Consider the following 14,650-nt stretch of genomic DNA (forward strand, 5'->3'; position numbering starts at 1 on the left):
CCTTCTACGGGTTTAACGGGAATTTTTCTGTTTTTTTATCAAAGAAAGATTAAGCACTTCCGTTAACATGCCCATTCTTTTTTTTCTTGATTTATATTGCATTTGTATGTGAGGTTATTTATTCATGGATTCAATCTATGAATCACTGACGGAATTAGAAAAGACAGGGCTTACATTGCGTGATTTTTTTAATTCTCATGATAGTCGTTCACTGAAATCTGCCTACGTGAGATTAAATCCATCTGCTGCGGTAAACCTTACCGACCGGGCGTGGCTGGAGGCGGAGTATGACTTTAATGCGCTATTCGTCGGTCCTGGCAAGCTGCTGGCGGCGCCTTTCGCTTCAGTGTATTTGGAAGACGATGCGCTGGTGATGGGAAATGCGACGCTGGAGATACGGGAGTTTATGGCAGCGTTGGGATTATCGGTTAATCAGGAGAGCAGTATCCCTGACGATCATATTTCCTGCGTGCTGGAATTGACCACACTATTACTGGCTAACACCCGGCAAACGTCACAATATCGCTCTACTCTCACTCAATATATCAATAATTATTTAACAAAGTGGGTGCCATTATATATCGAAAAAATAAAAACTCATGCACAAACGACCACGTTATATACGGTGGCGGACATCTTATTTTATTGGCTTGATGAATTAAAACGAGAGTATCAATATGAGTAATGAGACAGGACATCTGAACAGACGTTCTTTTTTAAAGGGGATAGTGGCACTGGGCGCCGTTGCGGCTTTACCCGGAGGATTACTGACCTCCCGATGCGCGCTTGCGCAGCCGCCTGTTCCCTTTAACCCTAAAACGTACAAAATTTATCGTAACGCGTGTCCGCGTAACTGCTATGACACCTGTAGCCTCAAGACGTGGGTAAAGGACGGGGTCATTACTTTCGTGGAAGGCGCGCCGGAATCAACATTTACTCACGGTACCCCTTGCGTCAAAGGGTTAAGCTATCCGCGCCGGGTTTATAGCCCCGATCGTATTAAATATCCCATGGTGCAGGACGTTCGCGGTAGCGGCAACTGGCGTCGCATCTCATGGGAAGAGGCGATGCAGCGCATTGCCGCCAAAATGCTGGAGATTAAGAAAAAAGACGGTTCTATGCTCGGTCTGGCGCTGACCAAATATTCCGGTAAGTTTGGCGTGCTGAACTATGCCGTTGAAGGGATGATGTCCTCGCTTGGCTACACCACCCGTTTTGCCGGTACGCCGTGCTGGCCTGCCGGTATCGACGCGCAAAACTACGACATGGGCGACATGTGGTGTAACGACCCGGAAGATATGGTGAAAGCGAAATACATCATTATCTGGGGCGCCAACCCGGCCTGGTGCTCAATGCACAGCATGAAGTACATCTATCAGGCGCGCGAGAAAGGGGCGAAGGTCGTGGTTATCGATCCGCTGCTGTCGCAGACTGCCGCCAAAGCCGATCTCTACCTGCGCGTACGGCCTGGTTCAGACGGCGCGCTGGCGCTGGGAATGGCGCGTCATCTGGTGGATAAGGGGCTGGTGGATCAGGAGTTTGTCAACAACGATGCTCACGGCTATCCGGAATTTGAAGCCTATCTGCGTAACCATGTGACCGTGGAGTGGGCGGCAGAAATCTGCGGCCTGTCTGCGGATGTCATTCGCCAGCTGGCGGAAGAGTTTACGGCAGTTAACCCGGCCACGGTCTGGATTGGTTACGGGATGCAGCGTCATGTCAACGGCGGCGCCAACGTTCGCGCTATCGATGCCTTTGTCGCTATGTCCGGCAACATCGGTGTCGAAGGCGGCGGCGCGCGTTATGGCCATTTGCATACCTGGGGCTTTAACTATAACGCCATGTTGCAGAAGCCGCCGGTGGGCGCTATTGGCATACCGGGAGCGGCGGGCACCACCAGTGAATTCGGGGCTGCCGCTGGCAGCGACGCCGTGCAGTACTCCGATCGTTCTCTGAATATCAACCAGACGGCGCAGGGGATTCTGGAGGCCAACGATCCGCCGGTTCGTATGCTGTGGGTCGCCTGTAAAAACCCGTTTGCCCAGGATTTCGATCGCAGCAAGATGAAAAAAGCGTTTGAAAAACTGGAAATGGTGGTCTGCGCCGATCAGTTCTTCAACGAAACGGTGCAACACGCTGATATCGTGCTGCCCGTTACCACCGCGTTTGAAGAGTGGAACGTGGATGCTTCTTACTGGCACTACTGGCTTTCCATTAATCAGCCGGCGATTAAGCCGATGTATGAAGCAAAATGCGACCTTGAAATCGCTACCATGCTGTCGCGCACCATTAATAAGATGGCGCCGGGTTCCTGTACCTTCCCGCAAGAGTTCGATCACAAGCGCTGGCTGGATCAGGAGTTCAACAACGGTATGGCGAAAATGTTCGGCATCTCTTCCTGGGACGATCTGCTGGACGGGCCGAAAAAAGCGATTCTGCCAAGCTCAGCCGCCTGGTATGACCGCAAGTTCAAAACGCCGTCAGGCAAGTATGAATTTAAATCTGAACTGGCGGAGAAAAACGGCCACACCGCGCTGCCGGAATACAAACCGGAAGCCGAGAGCAAACTGCCTTTCCATCTGTTTACGCCGCACGTGCAGTTTGGCCTGCACTCGCAGTTTATCAACCTGGACTGGATGCAGGTGTTCTACCCGGAACCGTTCGTTTATATCCATCCTTCTTCCGCACAGAAAAAAGGCATCAGCGAGAACGATCTGGTCAAAGTTTTCAATGGCACCGGTGAAGTTGAGCTGCGGGCAAAAGTTACCACCAACGTGCCGGAAGATTTTCTGGTGATGTATGAAGCGTGGTTCCCGAAACGGCAGTACAACGTGCAAAACGTCGTGGCCGATACGCCTGCTGATATGGGGCTGATGAAAACTGGCGCGCCGGGCGCCGCTATCCACAGTCAGTTTGCTGACGTTGTATTGATCGGTAAAGGGGAATCCGTAGCATGAGACGTGCGTTTTTAGTGAATAGCGATAAGTGCATCGGCTGCCGCGGCTGTGCTATGGCGTGTAAAAGCTTTAACCAACTGGAGCCGGATCGCTTCTGGCGCTACGTTTATCCGTTGGATAAAGACATCTATCCACATGAAGAGCGGGCGTTTTACTCGCTGGCCTGTAACCACTGCGAACATCCGGCCTGCGTCGCCGCCTGTCCGGTCGAAGCCTATACCAAACGTGAAGATGGCGTGGTGGTGCATAACCCTGAGCGCTGCATCGGCTGTAAAAACTGTATTCGTAACTGTCCTTATGGCGCGCCACGTTTTAATGAAGAGACGCGTAAAGCGGAAAAATGCAGTATGTGCTACGAGCGTCTTGATATCGGTATGAATCCGGCGTGCGTAAACGCCTGTCCGGTGGGCGCCTTGTCGATTATCGATTTGGATGCCGATCCTGTGCCCGATAATGCGGTGCAGTATCCGCCAGGGTTCCCGCATATGCCACAGCTCAATCCAGGAACGCGCTTTATTCTGGCGCGCCAGCCTAAGCAGCCGGAGGACAAGTAATGGAAAAATATGAACTGCCGCTGGTGTTTTTTACGGTATTAAGCCAGATGTCTGTCGGGATGGCTTTGGTACTGACATGGCGTACGCTGCGTGGTGAAGTGGAAGGCCAGCGTTTCTATTGGTTGGCCACCGGGCTGGTGCTGGCACTGGCGTCTATTGCCGCGATTCTGCATCTGGCGCATCCCGATCGCGCTTATAATGCGCTGATTAACCTGCGACATGCCTGGTTAAGTCGGGAAATCCTTGGCGCCACGTTGTTTGGCGCAGCGGTCGGCGTAACGTTCCTGGCAAAGGGACATAAAGCGATGGCTCTTATCGCCTCCGTGTTCGGCGTGTTACTGGTGGCGGTGCAGGGGATGACCTACGCCGCGCCAGCGATGGTGGCTATCGCTAATGGATTTACCATGCTGTTATTTTTTATTACGGTATGGGTCATGGGTTGCGCGGCGATTCCGCTGTTAAAACTCAGGCCTGCCGTTCCTGCGTTACGCCAGGGGATTGTGGTGTGTATCGCGGTACTTATCGCGGCGCCGCTGGTGTGGTTAAGCGGGGGAACGATAATGCAGATGACGGCGCGTTCATGGCTGGCTTCACCGTTTTATCTGGCAAGCCTGGTCTGCCTTGCGCTCGCTTTTATCGCCAGCCGTCACGGTGATTCGCGCCCGAAACTCCTGTTCGTCTTGTTATTCGTCGGCGTATTTTTGAGTCGGCTGGTCTTTTTTGGCGACACGGTGAGTACTATTGTGAATATCGGGCATTTGTACTAACGATGATGCAGTAAAAAGCCCTGCCAGGCGCTGCCTGGCAGGGCGTGTCAGTTTTTAGCCACCAGGGTTAACGCACAACCAATACCGGCAGCGTCGCATGGCGCACCACGCTTGAGGCGTTAGATCCCAACAGGTGTGTCGTGATGGACGGATTACGCGAACCGATTACCACGACATCCGCATCCAGTTCTTCGCCCATCTCATTGACGACATCGCGCACGCTACCAAAGCGAACATGCGTTTTAATTCGTGAAGGATCGATACTGAAGTGTCCCACCATCGTTTGCAGACGCGTTTCCGCCTCATGCTGTAAATGTTCTTCAAAGCGGCGCACGTCGGCGGCAAAGCGGTGCAGGCTCATGCTCGCGGACCCAGGCAGTACATGCAACAGATGAATGACGCCATCCTGTTGCGCCAGAAACTCAGCGTGGCGAATGGCTTTATCGCTAAGTTCCATTTCAAAAACATCAACCGGCATAATGATTGTCTTATACATACCCGTTACTCCCTGTTAATCAATGCTGAATTTATTCAAGCATATAATAATATTTCTTTCTGCTATTTGTCTGGCAATTTTAAATATTGCGGCAACCTGGCGCTAAAAAAGTCGTGTATTTTCCAGGAAAAATCCTAAAGCCGCCTGTTTTGCCGGCAGTCTCTCCGGGATAGCTACCCTTTTATAGTCGAACGCAACATTCACCGTTACCCCGGAGGCGGCATGAAAGCATTGACGTATCACGGTCCACATCACGTAAAGGTTGAAAACGTACCCGATCCCGGCATTGAGCAGCCTGACGATATCATTTTGCGTGTTACCGCCACCGCGATTTGCGGATCTGATTTGCATCTCTATCGCGGCAAGATCCCCCAGGTAAAACATGGCGATATTTTCGGCCATGAGTTTATGGGCGAGGTGGTGGAAACCGGACATGATGTGAAGAATATTCGGAAAGGGGATCGGGTTGTTATCCCGTTTGTCATTGCTTGTGGTGACTGCTTTTTCTGTCGGCTACAGCAATATTCAGCGTGTGAAAACACTAACGACGGACACGGCGCGGCGATGAATAAAAAACAGATCCCGCCACCGGCGGCGCTGTTTGGGTATAGCCATCTGTATGGCGGCGTTCCCGGCGGACAGGCCGAATATGTTCGCGTGCCAAAAGGTAATGTCGGTCCATTTAAGGTGCCGCCGCTGTTATCTGACGATAAAGCGCTGTTTCTTTCTGATATTTTGCCTACCGCCTGGCAGGCGGCAAAAAATGCCCAGATTCAGCAAGGTTCCAGCGTGGCGGTTTTTGGCGCAGGGCCGGTAGGATTATTGACTATCGCCTGTGCGCGACTGCTGGGCGCGGAGCAGATCTTCGTCGTTGATCACCACGCCTGGCGCTTGCGTTTCGCCGAAGAACGTTACGGCGCGATACCGATCAACTTTGATGATGAGAACGATCCGGCGGAAAAAATCATCGGGCAGACGGCAGGACACCGCGGCGTGGACGCGGTAATTGATGCCGTAGGCTTTGAAGCGAAAGGCAGCATGACGGAGACGGTGCTGACGAACCTTAAACTGGAAGGCAGCAGCGGCAAAGCGCTGCGACAATGTATCGCGGCGGTCAGACGCGGCGGCGTGGTCAGCGTACCCGGCGTGTATGCCGGTTTTATTCACGGCTTTTTATTCGGCGACGCCTTTGATAAGGGGCTAACTTTTAAAATGGGTCAAACCCATGTTCACGCGTGGCTGGGGGAGTTATTACCGCTTATTGAAAAAGGGTTGCTGAAGCCGGAGGAGATTGTCACGCACTATATGCCGTTTGAAGAGGCGGCGCGCGGCTACGAAATTTTCGAAAAACGCGAAGAAGAGTGCCGAAAGGTTATCCTGGTGCCGGGAGCGACGTCGGCACAAGCGGCGCAGAAACAGGCGACGGGAGTAGTCAACCCGATGCCAGGCGGCGTTGTCTGAAGCAGGCAAAAATGAAAGGGCTAACGGAAAGAGGATGCGCAGGCATCCTCTGTGTAAACGCATTAACGCTTATGCAGATGGTTTAACGCAGGAAGTCGCCCGCGGCTTCAGGCTGATATTCGAGTTCCAGCACTTCGAGATGGGTGGAGGCGCCGCCCGGCAGTTCCCAGTGAATGGTGTCGCCGACGCGCAGTCCCAGCAACGCCGCGCCGACGGGCGCCATTACCGAAAGCTGGGTACTGCTGTCCGTCATATTGGCGGGGTACACCAGCGTCCGCACGCGTGTTTCACCATCGCTCAAATTGCGGAATTTAACGCGGCTGTTCATGGTGACGACATCGTTCGGCATCTCTTGTGGCGAACACATTTGCGCGCGATCCAGTTCGGCGTTGAGCGCGTCGGCAATCGGCAGATCCGCATACGCAGGCTGTTCCAGAAGACGATCAATACGTTCGGCGTCAAGGTCGTTAATGATAATAGTGGGTCTGGACATTTCTTACTCCATGTCATCGATACTGCGAGTAGTGCAGGTAAATGGTCCCAAAAGAAAACCCTCACCGTCTGGCGGCGAGGGTTTAACTCTCATGATGATACTGAGACTTACCCCGTCTTTGAAGTGATTTAGTTCACATTCGGGTAAATCCTCAAACGTCATAGCCCTGAGTGAATTTTAGTCTACATTCGGGCGTGTTCTCAAATGTGACTACGGTTTTAAACCTTTGCTTCGTCAATAACCGGCTTTATCGATAATAAACTGTTTCCCGCAGTTGCGGGGATGCTGCTGCGGCTGGAATGAGGCGGAGGAGAGCGGCGCGTTAATCATCGACGCCTTTAATGAAAACCGAATCTCTGTTAAATAGGCGGGATTGCCCTGGCAGTTTACTTTAACGGCTTTGACATTATCCTTGCCCCACATTTGTGCGACGACGCTATCAAACGCGGCGCGGCTAACGGTTTTGCCGTAATTATCCGCCAGAAACTGCCCCAGCGCGCTGTCTTTTATCACCTTATCCAGCCGTATCATGGTGCCGAAATAGGTATTGGGATCAAACCCGAAACAGGCGCCATGTTTGGCATATTCGTAGCGCTCCAGACAGGAATTCCCCCCCCCGCGCCGGGCATCACTTCCTTAAGCATTGCCGCGATGTCAGGCGAAAATCCGGGGGCGGGGCGGAGCATTTCCGGCAGGCCTTGACCTCAGGCAGATTCGGCGTTGGCGGCAAAAATCGGGGTTAAGAGGACAGCCAGCAGCGGACTGTAATGCCATATTGTGTTCATGATGAATTCGATAATTTATACACATTATGAATGTTAACCATTTAATCATAAAAAATGCCGCTCAGGTGAACCTGAACGGCATCATTTTTAACCTACGTTGGTGTAATGTTTAATTCCACATTGCCAGAATCGGCCAGCCCACCAGCAACAGCATAGCGATATAGATAACGCCAAAGATTGCGCCAAGCCGCCAGTAGTCTCTGGATTTCACGTAACCGCAGCCGTAGATAATCACACCAGGGCCGGTGGCATACGGCGTCAGACAGCCCATAATACCGATAGACAGCACCAGCAGAATACACAGTTGTTCCATCGGAACGCCCGGAATGCCTTTACCCACCGCCAGAATGACCGGCAGCATGGTCGCAGTGTGAGCGGAAAGACTGGCGAACAGATAGTGCGCGAAATAGAACACCAGTACCAGTACAATGACGGTTGCATCCGGCGAGAAACCTTCCAGATGCGTACTCATGGTATTGGCGAACCAGTCAATAAAGCCGGAGCGGGTTAAGCCATTGGCCATGACCACCAGCGTAGCGAGGTTCACCAGGGTGTTCCAGGCGCTGTTGTAGCGCGTAATGTCTTTCCACGGTACAACATGCAACGCCAGCATCAGCGAGACGGCCAGCAGACCCACGGCAGTGGCGTTGATGATTTTTCCACCAAAAACCCACAATCCTAAGCTAAGCAGCACCAGGCCAATCAGCGTCCACTCTTTGCGGGACAGACGCCCCATGTTTTTTAACTCGCCGCCAGCCCAGGCCGCGACTTCCGCACTGTGGGTCACTTCGGGTTTATAAAGCACATAGGAGAGCCACGGCGCAACGATCAGTAAAATAATCCCTACCGGCAGAAAGCTGAGAAACCACTGCAGCCAGCTAATCTGGACGCCAGCGATCTTGCTGACGAACTCCAGACCTAACACGTTTGGTGCCGCACCAGTGACAAACATCGAAGAGCTCAGGCTGGTACTGATCACCATCATCCACATCAAATAACCGCCGATGCGGCGTGCGGAAGGATCGTTTGGAAACGATTTAAACAGCGGCGGCAGGTTCTTGATGACCGGGAAGACAGTCCCGCCGGTACGAGCCGTATTGGAGGGAGTAAACGGCGCCAGCAAAATATCGATAATGACAATCGCATAGCCGAGCGTCAGCGTGCGTTTACCCATGAATTTTACCAGAAACAGCGCAATGCGGCGCCCCAGCCCGGTCACTTCGTAGCCCAGCGCGAAAATAAACGCGCCGAAAACCAGCCAGACCGTGGTGCTGGAGAAACCGGCAAGCCCCCATTTCAGCGCCTGTTTACTGGCGTTAAACGCCGGATCGGCCAGTTCTGAAGCGTCAAATAGCAGGTAATTGCTGCCGATAACGCAAATGGTTACGGCGATAAAACTGATCGCTGTCGCCGGGATCGGCTCCAGGATCATACCGACAATCATCGCGACAAAAACCGCAAAATAGTGCCAGGCCTGCGGCGGCATACCATCTGGAACAGGAATTAGCAACATGACGCCCATCACCACTAATGGGGCCAACAACTTCCATATATTATCTTTGGATAAAGACATAAATGACTCTCCGGAAAGGATATTTTCTATAATTGTGTTAATGATTAACTTGCGAAATTTGCGCTAAAAACCAGGTCACGATCAGCAGATCGGCGCTACCGCCTGGGCTGAGATTGCGTTCAATGCATTGCTGATCGAACCGGTGGAGATAAACGAGATCGTCAGGCGTCCGTATGCCGCCCTGCTGTAATAAGACCGCCGCCTGCTGCTGTAACCAGCGCAGACCGTCCGCCCCGCCGCGCGACGCGACGTTGGTATCGCCGTTAAGCGACATCAGCAGCAGTAAGGTATCAAGCAGTGCCAGTTCGGGATCGCGCCCCTGCGCCAGCAATGCGCGGTAGTGCGGCAGCGCGTGGCGGATGACCAGCGGATAGCCCGCTTCCGCTTCACCGCGCGCGCCGGTTAATCCCAGTTGCTGATACAGCCGCTGGCCTGCGGTGAGCTGTAGGTTGTTCTGGCGCAGTTCGCGCGTGGTCAGGTCGCGGCAAAAATCGGCGGCGGTAGCGCAGAGTGTTTCTGCGGCGATCGGCTGGCGTAGCTGATACAGGCGGCCAATGGCGGCGCACAGTAACCCCAGCGAGAAAATGCTGCCTTTATGGGTATTGACGCCCGCCGTTGCGCGAAACATCGCTGCTTCACAGGCCATCCCCAATGGACGCAGGCCCGCCAGAACCGATTCTGGCGGCAGGCGCGTGCAGCTGGCGCCATATTCCATAAAGCGCGGCAGCCAGTGTCGAATCGCCTCCGCGCTGCGGTGAAAATCCGCCAGCGCCATATCTTTGTGCGCGCCGCAGTTTAGTCGGTCTACCAGACCGGGTTTTGGCGATAAATTTACCTCGGTCAGCATGGCGCGCCAGGCCAAATCGGCCCAGGCGTCGTACAGCGACCGAGGCTGAATGGAGGCGTTAGTCGGGTTGGCGGGAATCGGCATCATGCAGCAGCGCCTCCATATGAATCAGTAAATCAGTCAGCGCGTGGGTTTTACCCCGCGCGCATTCAGCCGCGCTTTGCCCGCACAGCAGACAGCGGCGGGCGGGAAGCGCGAAATGGCGGCGAGAGAGTATTTCGCCTTCCGCCGTCAGGACATCGATATCCCACAGGCGCCCCAGTGGATAACGCTGTTCAAGCGTGATGGTCGCCTGTTTGAGCGCCTGAGCGGGCGCGTCAATCGCCAGCAGCCCTTCCGGCCCGCTGGCGGAAGCCAGTGCAGCCTGCTCCCGGATGGTCCAGCCATACTCTTCTGCCAGCGTGTGCAGGGCAGTCACGCCGTGATTAAAGATCCTGCGGGTTAACGCGCTGTCTTTCATCGGGCCTGGCGCCACCACGGTAAAGGAGACCAGCGGAGTAGCGTGGCGCGTTAGCCAGGCACGCTGTCTTGCTTGTCTCTCATCCCGGCTGGCGAGCAGCTCAGGAATAGAAACGTCGTGACAGGCGGCGAGTTCCGGAAGCAGGCGCATGGCTTATTCCTTCACCTGATGCACCACATCGATCACTGAACCGTCGCGATAACGCACGACAGCAATCACGCGGTCGGTGAATTCGATAGGGCGGGGCTGACCGGTAAGCAGTTGCGCGCGTTCGCGCAGCCACTCAATCGATACCACTTTCATTCCCGCTGCTTTCAGGCGTTCAGCCAGCTCCGGACGCGCCGGATTGACGGCGATACCGTGATCGGTGACCAGAATGTCAACGCTGGAGCCCGGCGTGACGCAGGTGGTGACGTTATCAACCAGCGTTGGGATGCGACCGCGTACCAGCGGCGCGACGATGATGGACAGCGCCGCCGCGACGGCGGTATCGCAGTGACCGCCGGACGCGCCGCGTAGAACGCCGTCGGAGCCGGTCAGCACGTTAACATTGAAGTGGGTGTCGACTTCCAGCGCGCTCAGTACCACCACGTCCAGACGGTCGACGGAAGCGCCTTTAGAGCCCCAGTTGGCGTACTGGTTAGCGCTGATTTCGATATGGTTCGGGTTGCGGGCCAAAGATTGCGCAGCGTTACGATCGAAGCTCTGAACGTCAAGCAGTTTGCGGATTAAGCCCTTTTCATGCAGGTCGACCATGGTGGCGGTGATACCGCCCAGCGCGAAATTAGCCACAATGTTGCGGCTACGCATTTTGTCTTCCAGGAAGCGGGTGACCGCCAGCGATGCGCCGCCAGTACCGGTTTGCAGGGAGAAACCTTCGTTGAAGTAGCCGGAGTGGGCAATGACTTCCGCCGCGCTGCGGGCGATCAGCAGTTCACGCGGATTAGTGGTCATGCGGGTCGCGCCAGCGCCGATTTTGTTTGCATCACCGACTTCTTCGATTTGCACGATCAGATCAACCTGATCCTGAGCGATGCTTGCCGGGTTATGCGGATACGGCAGCAGTTGCTCCGTCAGCATCACGACCTGCTTCGCGCTGTCAGCATCCACCATCGCGTAGCCCAGTGAACCGCAACAGGCCTTGCCGGTATAACCGTTAGCATTACCGAATTCATCGCAGGAGGGCACGCCAAGAAACGCAACATCAATATTGAGTTCGCCGCTTTGTACCAGATGTACACGACCGCCGTGGGAGTGAATCTGAACCGGCTCAGCCAGCAGGCCGCGAGAAATTTCTTCCGCCAGCGGGCCGCGCAGGCCTGACGTGTAGATGCGGCTGACCACCCCGTTACGAATGTGTTCAACCAGCGGCGCATGGCAGTCGCTCAGCGAACTGGAGGCCAGGGTCAGGTTTTTGAAGCCCATCTTCGCGATGGTTTCCATCACCAGGTTAATCGTCAGATCGCCGCCGCGAAACGCGTGGTGAAAAGAGAGCGTCATGCCGTCGCGTAAACCGGAACGGCGGATGGCCTCTTCCAGGCTGGCGCACAGTTTGTGGTCGCGCGGTTTTTGCGCTTGTAGATCCAATTTTGCCGCACTTTGGTAAGCGCTCAGTTCGCTTTCAGCGTGACGGCTCCAGGCTGCTACGCGATCCTGGCGTTGAGATTCATTTTTCTGCGTCATTTTTTTGCCTTATTCTTCGCGAATACCGGAAAGTTCTGCACGGGAGAGCACCAGACGGGCGCGTTCAATCACCGGGCTGTCGACCATCTTGCCGTTAAGGGAAACGACGCCGAGACCTTCGCGGGCGGCGGCTTCTGCGGCTTCAACGACCAGACGCGCATGGGCGACCTCTTTACGCGTCGGCGCATAAAGGTTGTGCAGCAGTTCGATCTGGCGGGGGTTGATCAGTGACTTACCGTCAAAGCCCAACTGTTTAATGTGGGCGGCTTCTTGCAGGAAACCGGCTTCGTTGTTGGCGTCGGAATAGACGGTATCGAAGGCCTGAATGCCAGCGGAACGCGCGGCCTGCAAAATGGCGCAGCGGGCGAACAGCAGTTCGGTGCCTTCCGGAGAGCGTTCGGTGCGCAGATTGCGAACATAGTCTTCCGCGCCCAGCGCAATCCCGATCAACCGTTCAGAGGCGTGGGCGATTTCTACCGCGCGGGTAATACCCAGCGGCGATTCCACGGCGGCTAACAGGCCGGTACTGCCCGGTTCGCGACCGCAGGCGTTTTCAATGCGCAGAATTTCGTTTTCGATATCAATGACGTCCTGCGCGGTGTCGGTTTTCGGTAAACGCACCACGTCCGCGCCGCCGCGCACGACCGCTTCCAGATCGTTGACGCCCCATTCGGAGTCCAGTGCATTCACGCGGACAATGGTTTCGACGTCACGGTAAAGCGGGTGTTGCAGCGCGTGATATACCAGACGGCGCGCCGCGTCTTTTTCGCGTAATGCAACGGAGTCTTCCAGGTCGAACATCAGCGCGTCGGCCGGATAGATAAACGAATTGCTCACCATCGCCGCGTTGGCGCCCGGTACGAATAACATACTGCGGCGGGTGCGGGTTTTACGTTGTTGCAGAGAAGCGGAAATCATTGGCGATCCTCCCAGGGCAGTGCGGCAATACCGCTGGCGCGCGCCAGTAGCGTTTCCAGTCGGGCGCGCAAAATGCAGTCCAGAGCGCCTTTATCATCGACGTTCAGTTGTACGCCGCGCACGTCGTAGCGAGAAAGCACCTCCAGGATGGTGGCGCGAATGGCCTCGCCAAACTGTTTTTCAACGCTACTGTTGATTTGCAGGTCAATATCCTGCGTATCGAGCGGCGCAATGCGTATCATCACATCGCCGGACTCAAGCGTGCCTGCGACGGCTAGCTGGTTTATTTTCATTTTTCACCTGTTGCTAATACGGGGGACTTTTGACGGGCTGCCGCGCTGCCCGGATGGCGTTCGACCATACCCTGCAAATAGCGCAGGGTGGCGTCGGGAACCAGCGGCGCGATAGCCGTGAGATCGTGTTTAACCAGCAGCTTGCGTACCCAGGAGGCGGATATCGGCGTTTCCTGGAAGCAAAGACGCTCTATTTCCACCAGCGTAATGGGTGGGGCGGGAAGCGTTGGCGTCTCCAGCCAGAAACGCATATCAAGGTTGTACTGGGCGGTAACGGTGCAAAACGGCTCCGTACCGACAAAGCGGTGTGTGATGCCAAGCGCGGGCGCCAGGTACTGGCGAAAAATCTTCAGGTCGATTTCGGTATAACAGTGATTAATGACGCTCTGCTCTTTAATGAAATAGCAGGGGAACGTCGCACGAGAAATAATGTATTCGGAGCCGCGGTGAACGGTTAAGCGCGGGATATCGGTAGTCCCTTTAAGGACCAGATCGAGTCGGTCTTCATAGGGAAAGCGTGATGTATCTTCTTTGACCAGGAACAGATGCAGCCAGTCGCACTGCGCAGCCGCCTGTTGGATCAGATAGCGATGGCCGTGCGTGAAAGGATTGGCGTTCATCACAATACAGCCAATTTTCTTTCCCTCATGACGCAATGTCGCCAGCGATTCCGCATACCGTTTCAACCGGGTCGCGCTATTTTCCATTAAGACCATTACGCCAGGGACGCTGGCTATCGTCGAAAAGCTGCACTGTTTAAACAGCGCTTCGTATTCCGTTTTTGTATAAATAAAAAGATGGGTGCAGTGTCGTTCCCAGGCGAGATTAATCAATTCCGTCGCCAGCGTTAACGCTAAGCCTTCGCCGCGTACTGATTCGCTAATGGCCACGCATTTAATGATATTTCCGGCGATACCGCCGCAGGCAATAAGTCGGTCATGACGGGTGACGGTAATAAACACCTCTACAGTGGTATCGACGCTTAAATCATTCTCTTTGAGAAAGTGAGCGATCTCCGCCATTTTTTTATTTTCAGAGCGTTTTACCCGGGTGAATACATTATTGCCAAACATAGTAAGAAATATCCTGGTGATATGCTTGTTGCCACTTTTCTGTATATGTTGCGCTGTGTTGCAACTTGATAACTTTTTCTTTTCAGTCAGAGTGGGAGTTTTTTTATTACGAGTTATTTATTTTTCTCTCTGACGTATACATCGTAAGGAGTATTTTGGTGGTAAATTTTGATTTATTTCACAAAGTGTTAGATGGTTTTTAAGTGTTTTATGGTTTTAAGTTTTTTAATTAATTTAATCGCCATTCAGGCGGTGGTTTTTAGTTGTTTAATTGATTTAATGTGGGGAAT

General features: G+C 54.1%; 14 protein-coding genes and 1 pseudogene. 5 read left to right on the forward strand and 10 right to left on the reverse strand.

The features are described 5' to 3' along the window. Window positions 1-124: 124 nt before the first annotated feature. Genes ACLD4K_RS15590 through ACLD4K_RS15605 form a run of 4 tightly spaced genes read left to right on the forward strand, consistent with a single transcriptional unit; the run spans window position 125 to window position 4,278 of the window. Complete coding sequence (locus ACLD4K_RS15590) at window positions 125-685, forward strand: molecular chaperone (RefSeq protein WP_411012121.1); 561 nt, start codon at window positions 125-127, stop codon at window positions 683-685. Next, a complete protein-coding gene (locus ACLD4K_RS15595) occupies window positions 678-2,957 on the forward strand; it encodes a molybdopterin-dependent oxidoreductase (protein WP_411012122.1) in 2,280 nt (759 codons plus the stop codon). The genes ACLD4K_RS15590 and ACLD4K_RS15595 overlap by 8 nt, the downstream gene beginning before the upstream one ends. After that, complete coding sequence (locus tag ACLD4K_RS15600; protein WP_001250381.1) at window positions 2,954-3,511, forward strand: 4Fe-4S dicluster domain-containing protein; 558 nt, start codon at window positions 2,954-2,956, stop codon at window positions 3,509-3,511. The genes ACLD4K_RS15595 and ACLD4K_RS15600 overlap by 4 nt, the downstream gene beginning before the upstream one ends. Beyond that, complete coding sequence (locus tag ACLD4K_RS15605) at window positions 3,511-4,278, forward strand: dimethyl sulfoxide reductase anchor subunit family protein (protein ID WP_411012123.1); 768 nt, start codon at window positions 3,511-3,513, stop codon at window positions 4,276-4,278. The genes ACLD4K_RS15600 and ACLD4K_RS15605 overlap by 1 nt, the downstream gene beginning before the upstream one ends. 67 nt (window positions 4,279-4,345) lie before the next feature. Here the strand turns inward: ACLD4K_RS15605 and uspG are convergent, their stop codons facing one another. Continuing rightward, window positions 4,346-4,774 (reverse strand): universal stress protein UspG, encoded by a 429-nt coding sequence (gene uspG, locus ACLD4K_RS15610; protein ID WP_000278499.1) that lies wholly within the window; start codon window positions 4,772-4,774, stop codon window positions 4,346-4,348. 222 nt (window positions 4,775-4,996) lie between these two features. On the opposite strand from uspG, the gene ACLD4K_RS15615 reads away from it, so the two are divergent. Further along, complete coding sequence (locus ACLD4K_RS15615; protein WP_076735440.1) at window positions 4,997-6,235, forward strand: zinc-dependent alcohol dehydrogenase; 1,239 nt, start codon at window positions 4,997-4,999, stop codon at window positions 6,233-6,235. An 82-nt stretch (window positions 6,236-6,317) separates the two neighbouring features. Here the strand turns inward: ACLD4K_RS15615 and rnk are convergent, their stop codons facing one another. From rnk to citC, 9 genes and pseudogenes are all read right to left on the reverse strand, one after another. Continuing rightward, window positions 6,318-6,728 carry a nucleoside diphosphate kinase regulator gene (gene rnk, locus ACLD4K_RS15620; RefSeq protein ID WP_000089748.1) on the reverse strand — a complete coding sequence of 137 codons (411 nt, stop codon included), beginning with the start codon at window positions 6,726-6,728 and terminating at the stop codon, window positions 6,318-6,320. 234 nt (window positions 6,729-6,962) lie between these two features. After that, a pseudogene (locus ACLD4K_RS15625) lies at window positions 6,963-7,452 on the reverse strand (ribonuclease I); the annotation flags it as partial. A 170-nt stretch (window positions 7,453-7,622) separates the two neighbouring features. Continuing rightward, entirely contained in the window at window positions 7,623-9,086 is a 1,464-nt protein-coding gene (gene citT, locus ACLD4K_RS15630; protein WP_000059040.1) for a citrate/succinate antiporter CitT, read from the reverse strand. Between the two features lie 37 nt (window positions 9,087-9,123). Further along, on the reverse strand, window positions 9,124-10,020 hold the full coding sequence (citG, locus tag ACLD4K_RS15635) for a triphosphoribosyl-dephospho-CoA synthase CitG (RefSeq protein ID WP_411012124.1): 897 nt from the start codon (window positions 10,018-10,020) through the stop codon (window positions 9,124-9,126). Continuing rightward, window positions 9,992-10,543, reverse strand: coding sequence for a citrate lyase holo-[acyl-carrier protein] synthase (gene citX, locus ACLD4K_RS15640; protein WP_183060492.1), 552 nt, complete (start codon window positions 10,541-10,543; stop codon window positions 9,992-9,994). Before citX ends, citG begins: the two co-directional genes overlap by 29 nt. Before the next feature lie 3 nt (window positions 10,544-10,546). Further along, on the reverse strand, window positions 10,547-12,076 hold the full coding sequence (citF, locus tag ACLD4K_RS15645) for a citrate lyase subunit alpha (protein ID WP_000192323.1): 1,530 nt from the start codon (window positions 12,074-12,076) through the stop codon (window positions 10,547-10,549). A gap of 9 nt (window positions 12,077-12,085) precedes the next feature. Beyond that, window positions 12,086-12,994, reverse strand: a complete 909-nt coding sequence (citE, locus tag ACLD4K_RS15650) for a citrate (pro-3S)-lyase subunit beta (RefSeq protein ID WP_000622342.1) — start codon at window positions 12,992-12,994, stop codon at window positions 12,086-12,088. Continuing rightward, on the reverse strand, window positions 12,991-13,287 hold the full coding sequence (citD, locus tag ACLD4K_RS15655; protein WP_000700679.1) for a citrate lyase acyl carrier protein: 297 nt from the start codon (window positions 13,285-13,287) through the stop codon (window positions 12,991-12,993). The genes citE and citD overlap by 4 nt, the downstream gene beginning before the upstream one ends. Beyond that, window positions 13,284-14,360: a [citrate (pro-3S)-lyase] ligase gene (gene citC, locus ACLD4K_RS15660; RefSeq protein WP_000467878.1), complete on the reverse strand. Its 1,077-nt coding sequence runs from the start codon at window positions 14,358-14,360 to the stop codon at window positions 13,284-13,286. Before citC ends, citD begins: the two co-directional genes overlap by 4 nt. Between the last annotated feature and the right edge of the window lie 290 nt (window positions 14,361-14,650).

It is taken from the genome of Salmonella sp. 741265055_HSA (assembly GCF_046569525.1).
Lineage (GTDB): Bacteria > Pseudomonadota > Gammaproteobacteria > Enterobacterales > Enterobacteriaceae > Salmonella > Salmonella enterica.

Bases quoted from the DNA above. Each gene is read 5' to 3' on its own strand.
- ACLD4K_RS15590 (WP_411012121.1), top strand. From the start codon at position 125: ATGGATTCAATCTATGAATCACTGACGGAATTAGAAAAGACAGGGCTT.
- ACLD4K_RS15595 (WP_411012122.1), top strand. From the start codon at position 678: ATGAGTAATGAGACAGGACATCTGAACAGACGTTCTTTTTTAAAGGGG.
- ACLD4K_RS15600 (WP_001250381.1), top strand. From the start codon at position 2,954: ATGAGACGTGCGTTTTTAGTGAATAGCGATAAGTGCATCGGCTGCCGC.
- ACLD4K_RS15605 (WP_411012123.1), top strand. From the start codon at position 3,511: ATGGAAAAATATGAACTGCCGCTGGTGTTTTTTACGGTATTAAGCCAG.
- uspG (WP_000278499.1), bottom strand. From the start codon at position 4,774: ATGTATAAGACAATCATTATGCCGGTTGATGTTTTTGAAATGGAACTT.
- ACLD4K_RS15615 (WP_076735440.1), top strand. From the start codon at position 4,997: ATGAAAGCATTGACGTATCACGGTCCACATCACGTAAAGGTTGAAAAC.
- rnk (WP_000089748.1), bottom strand. From the start codon at position 6,728: ATGTCCAGACCCACTATTATCATTAACGACCTTGACGCCGAACGTATT.
- citT (WP_000059040.1), bottom strand. From the start codon at position 9,086: ATGTCTTTATCCAAAGATAATATATGGAAGTTGTTGGCCCCATTAGTG.
- citG (WP_411012124.1), bottom strand. From the start codon at position 10,020: ATGATGCCGATTCCCGCCAACCCGACTAACGCCTCCATTCAGCCTCGG.
- citX (WP_183060492.1), bottom strand. From the start codon at position 10,543: ATGCGCCTGCTTCCGGAACTCGCCGCCTGTCACGACGTTTCTATTCCT.
- citF (WP_000192323.1), bottom strand. From the start codon at position 12,076: ATGACGCAGAAAAATGAATCTCAACGCCAGGATCGCGTAGCAGCCTGG.
- citE (WP_000622342.1), bottom strand. From the start codon at position 12,994: ATGATTTCCGCTTCTCTGCAACAACGTAAAACCCGCACCCGCCGCAGT.
- citD (WP_000700679.1), bottom strand. From the start codon at position 13,287: ATGAAAATAAACCAGCTAGCCGTCGCAGGCACGCTTGAGTCCGGCGAT.
- citC (WP_000467878.1), bottom strand. From the start codon at position 14,360: ATGTTTGGCAATAATGTATTCACCCGGGTAAAACGCTCTGAAAATAAA.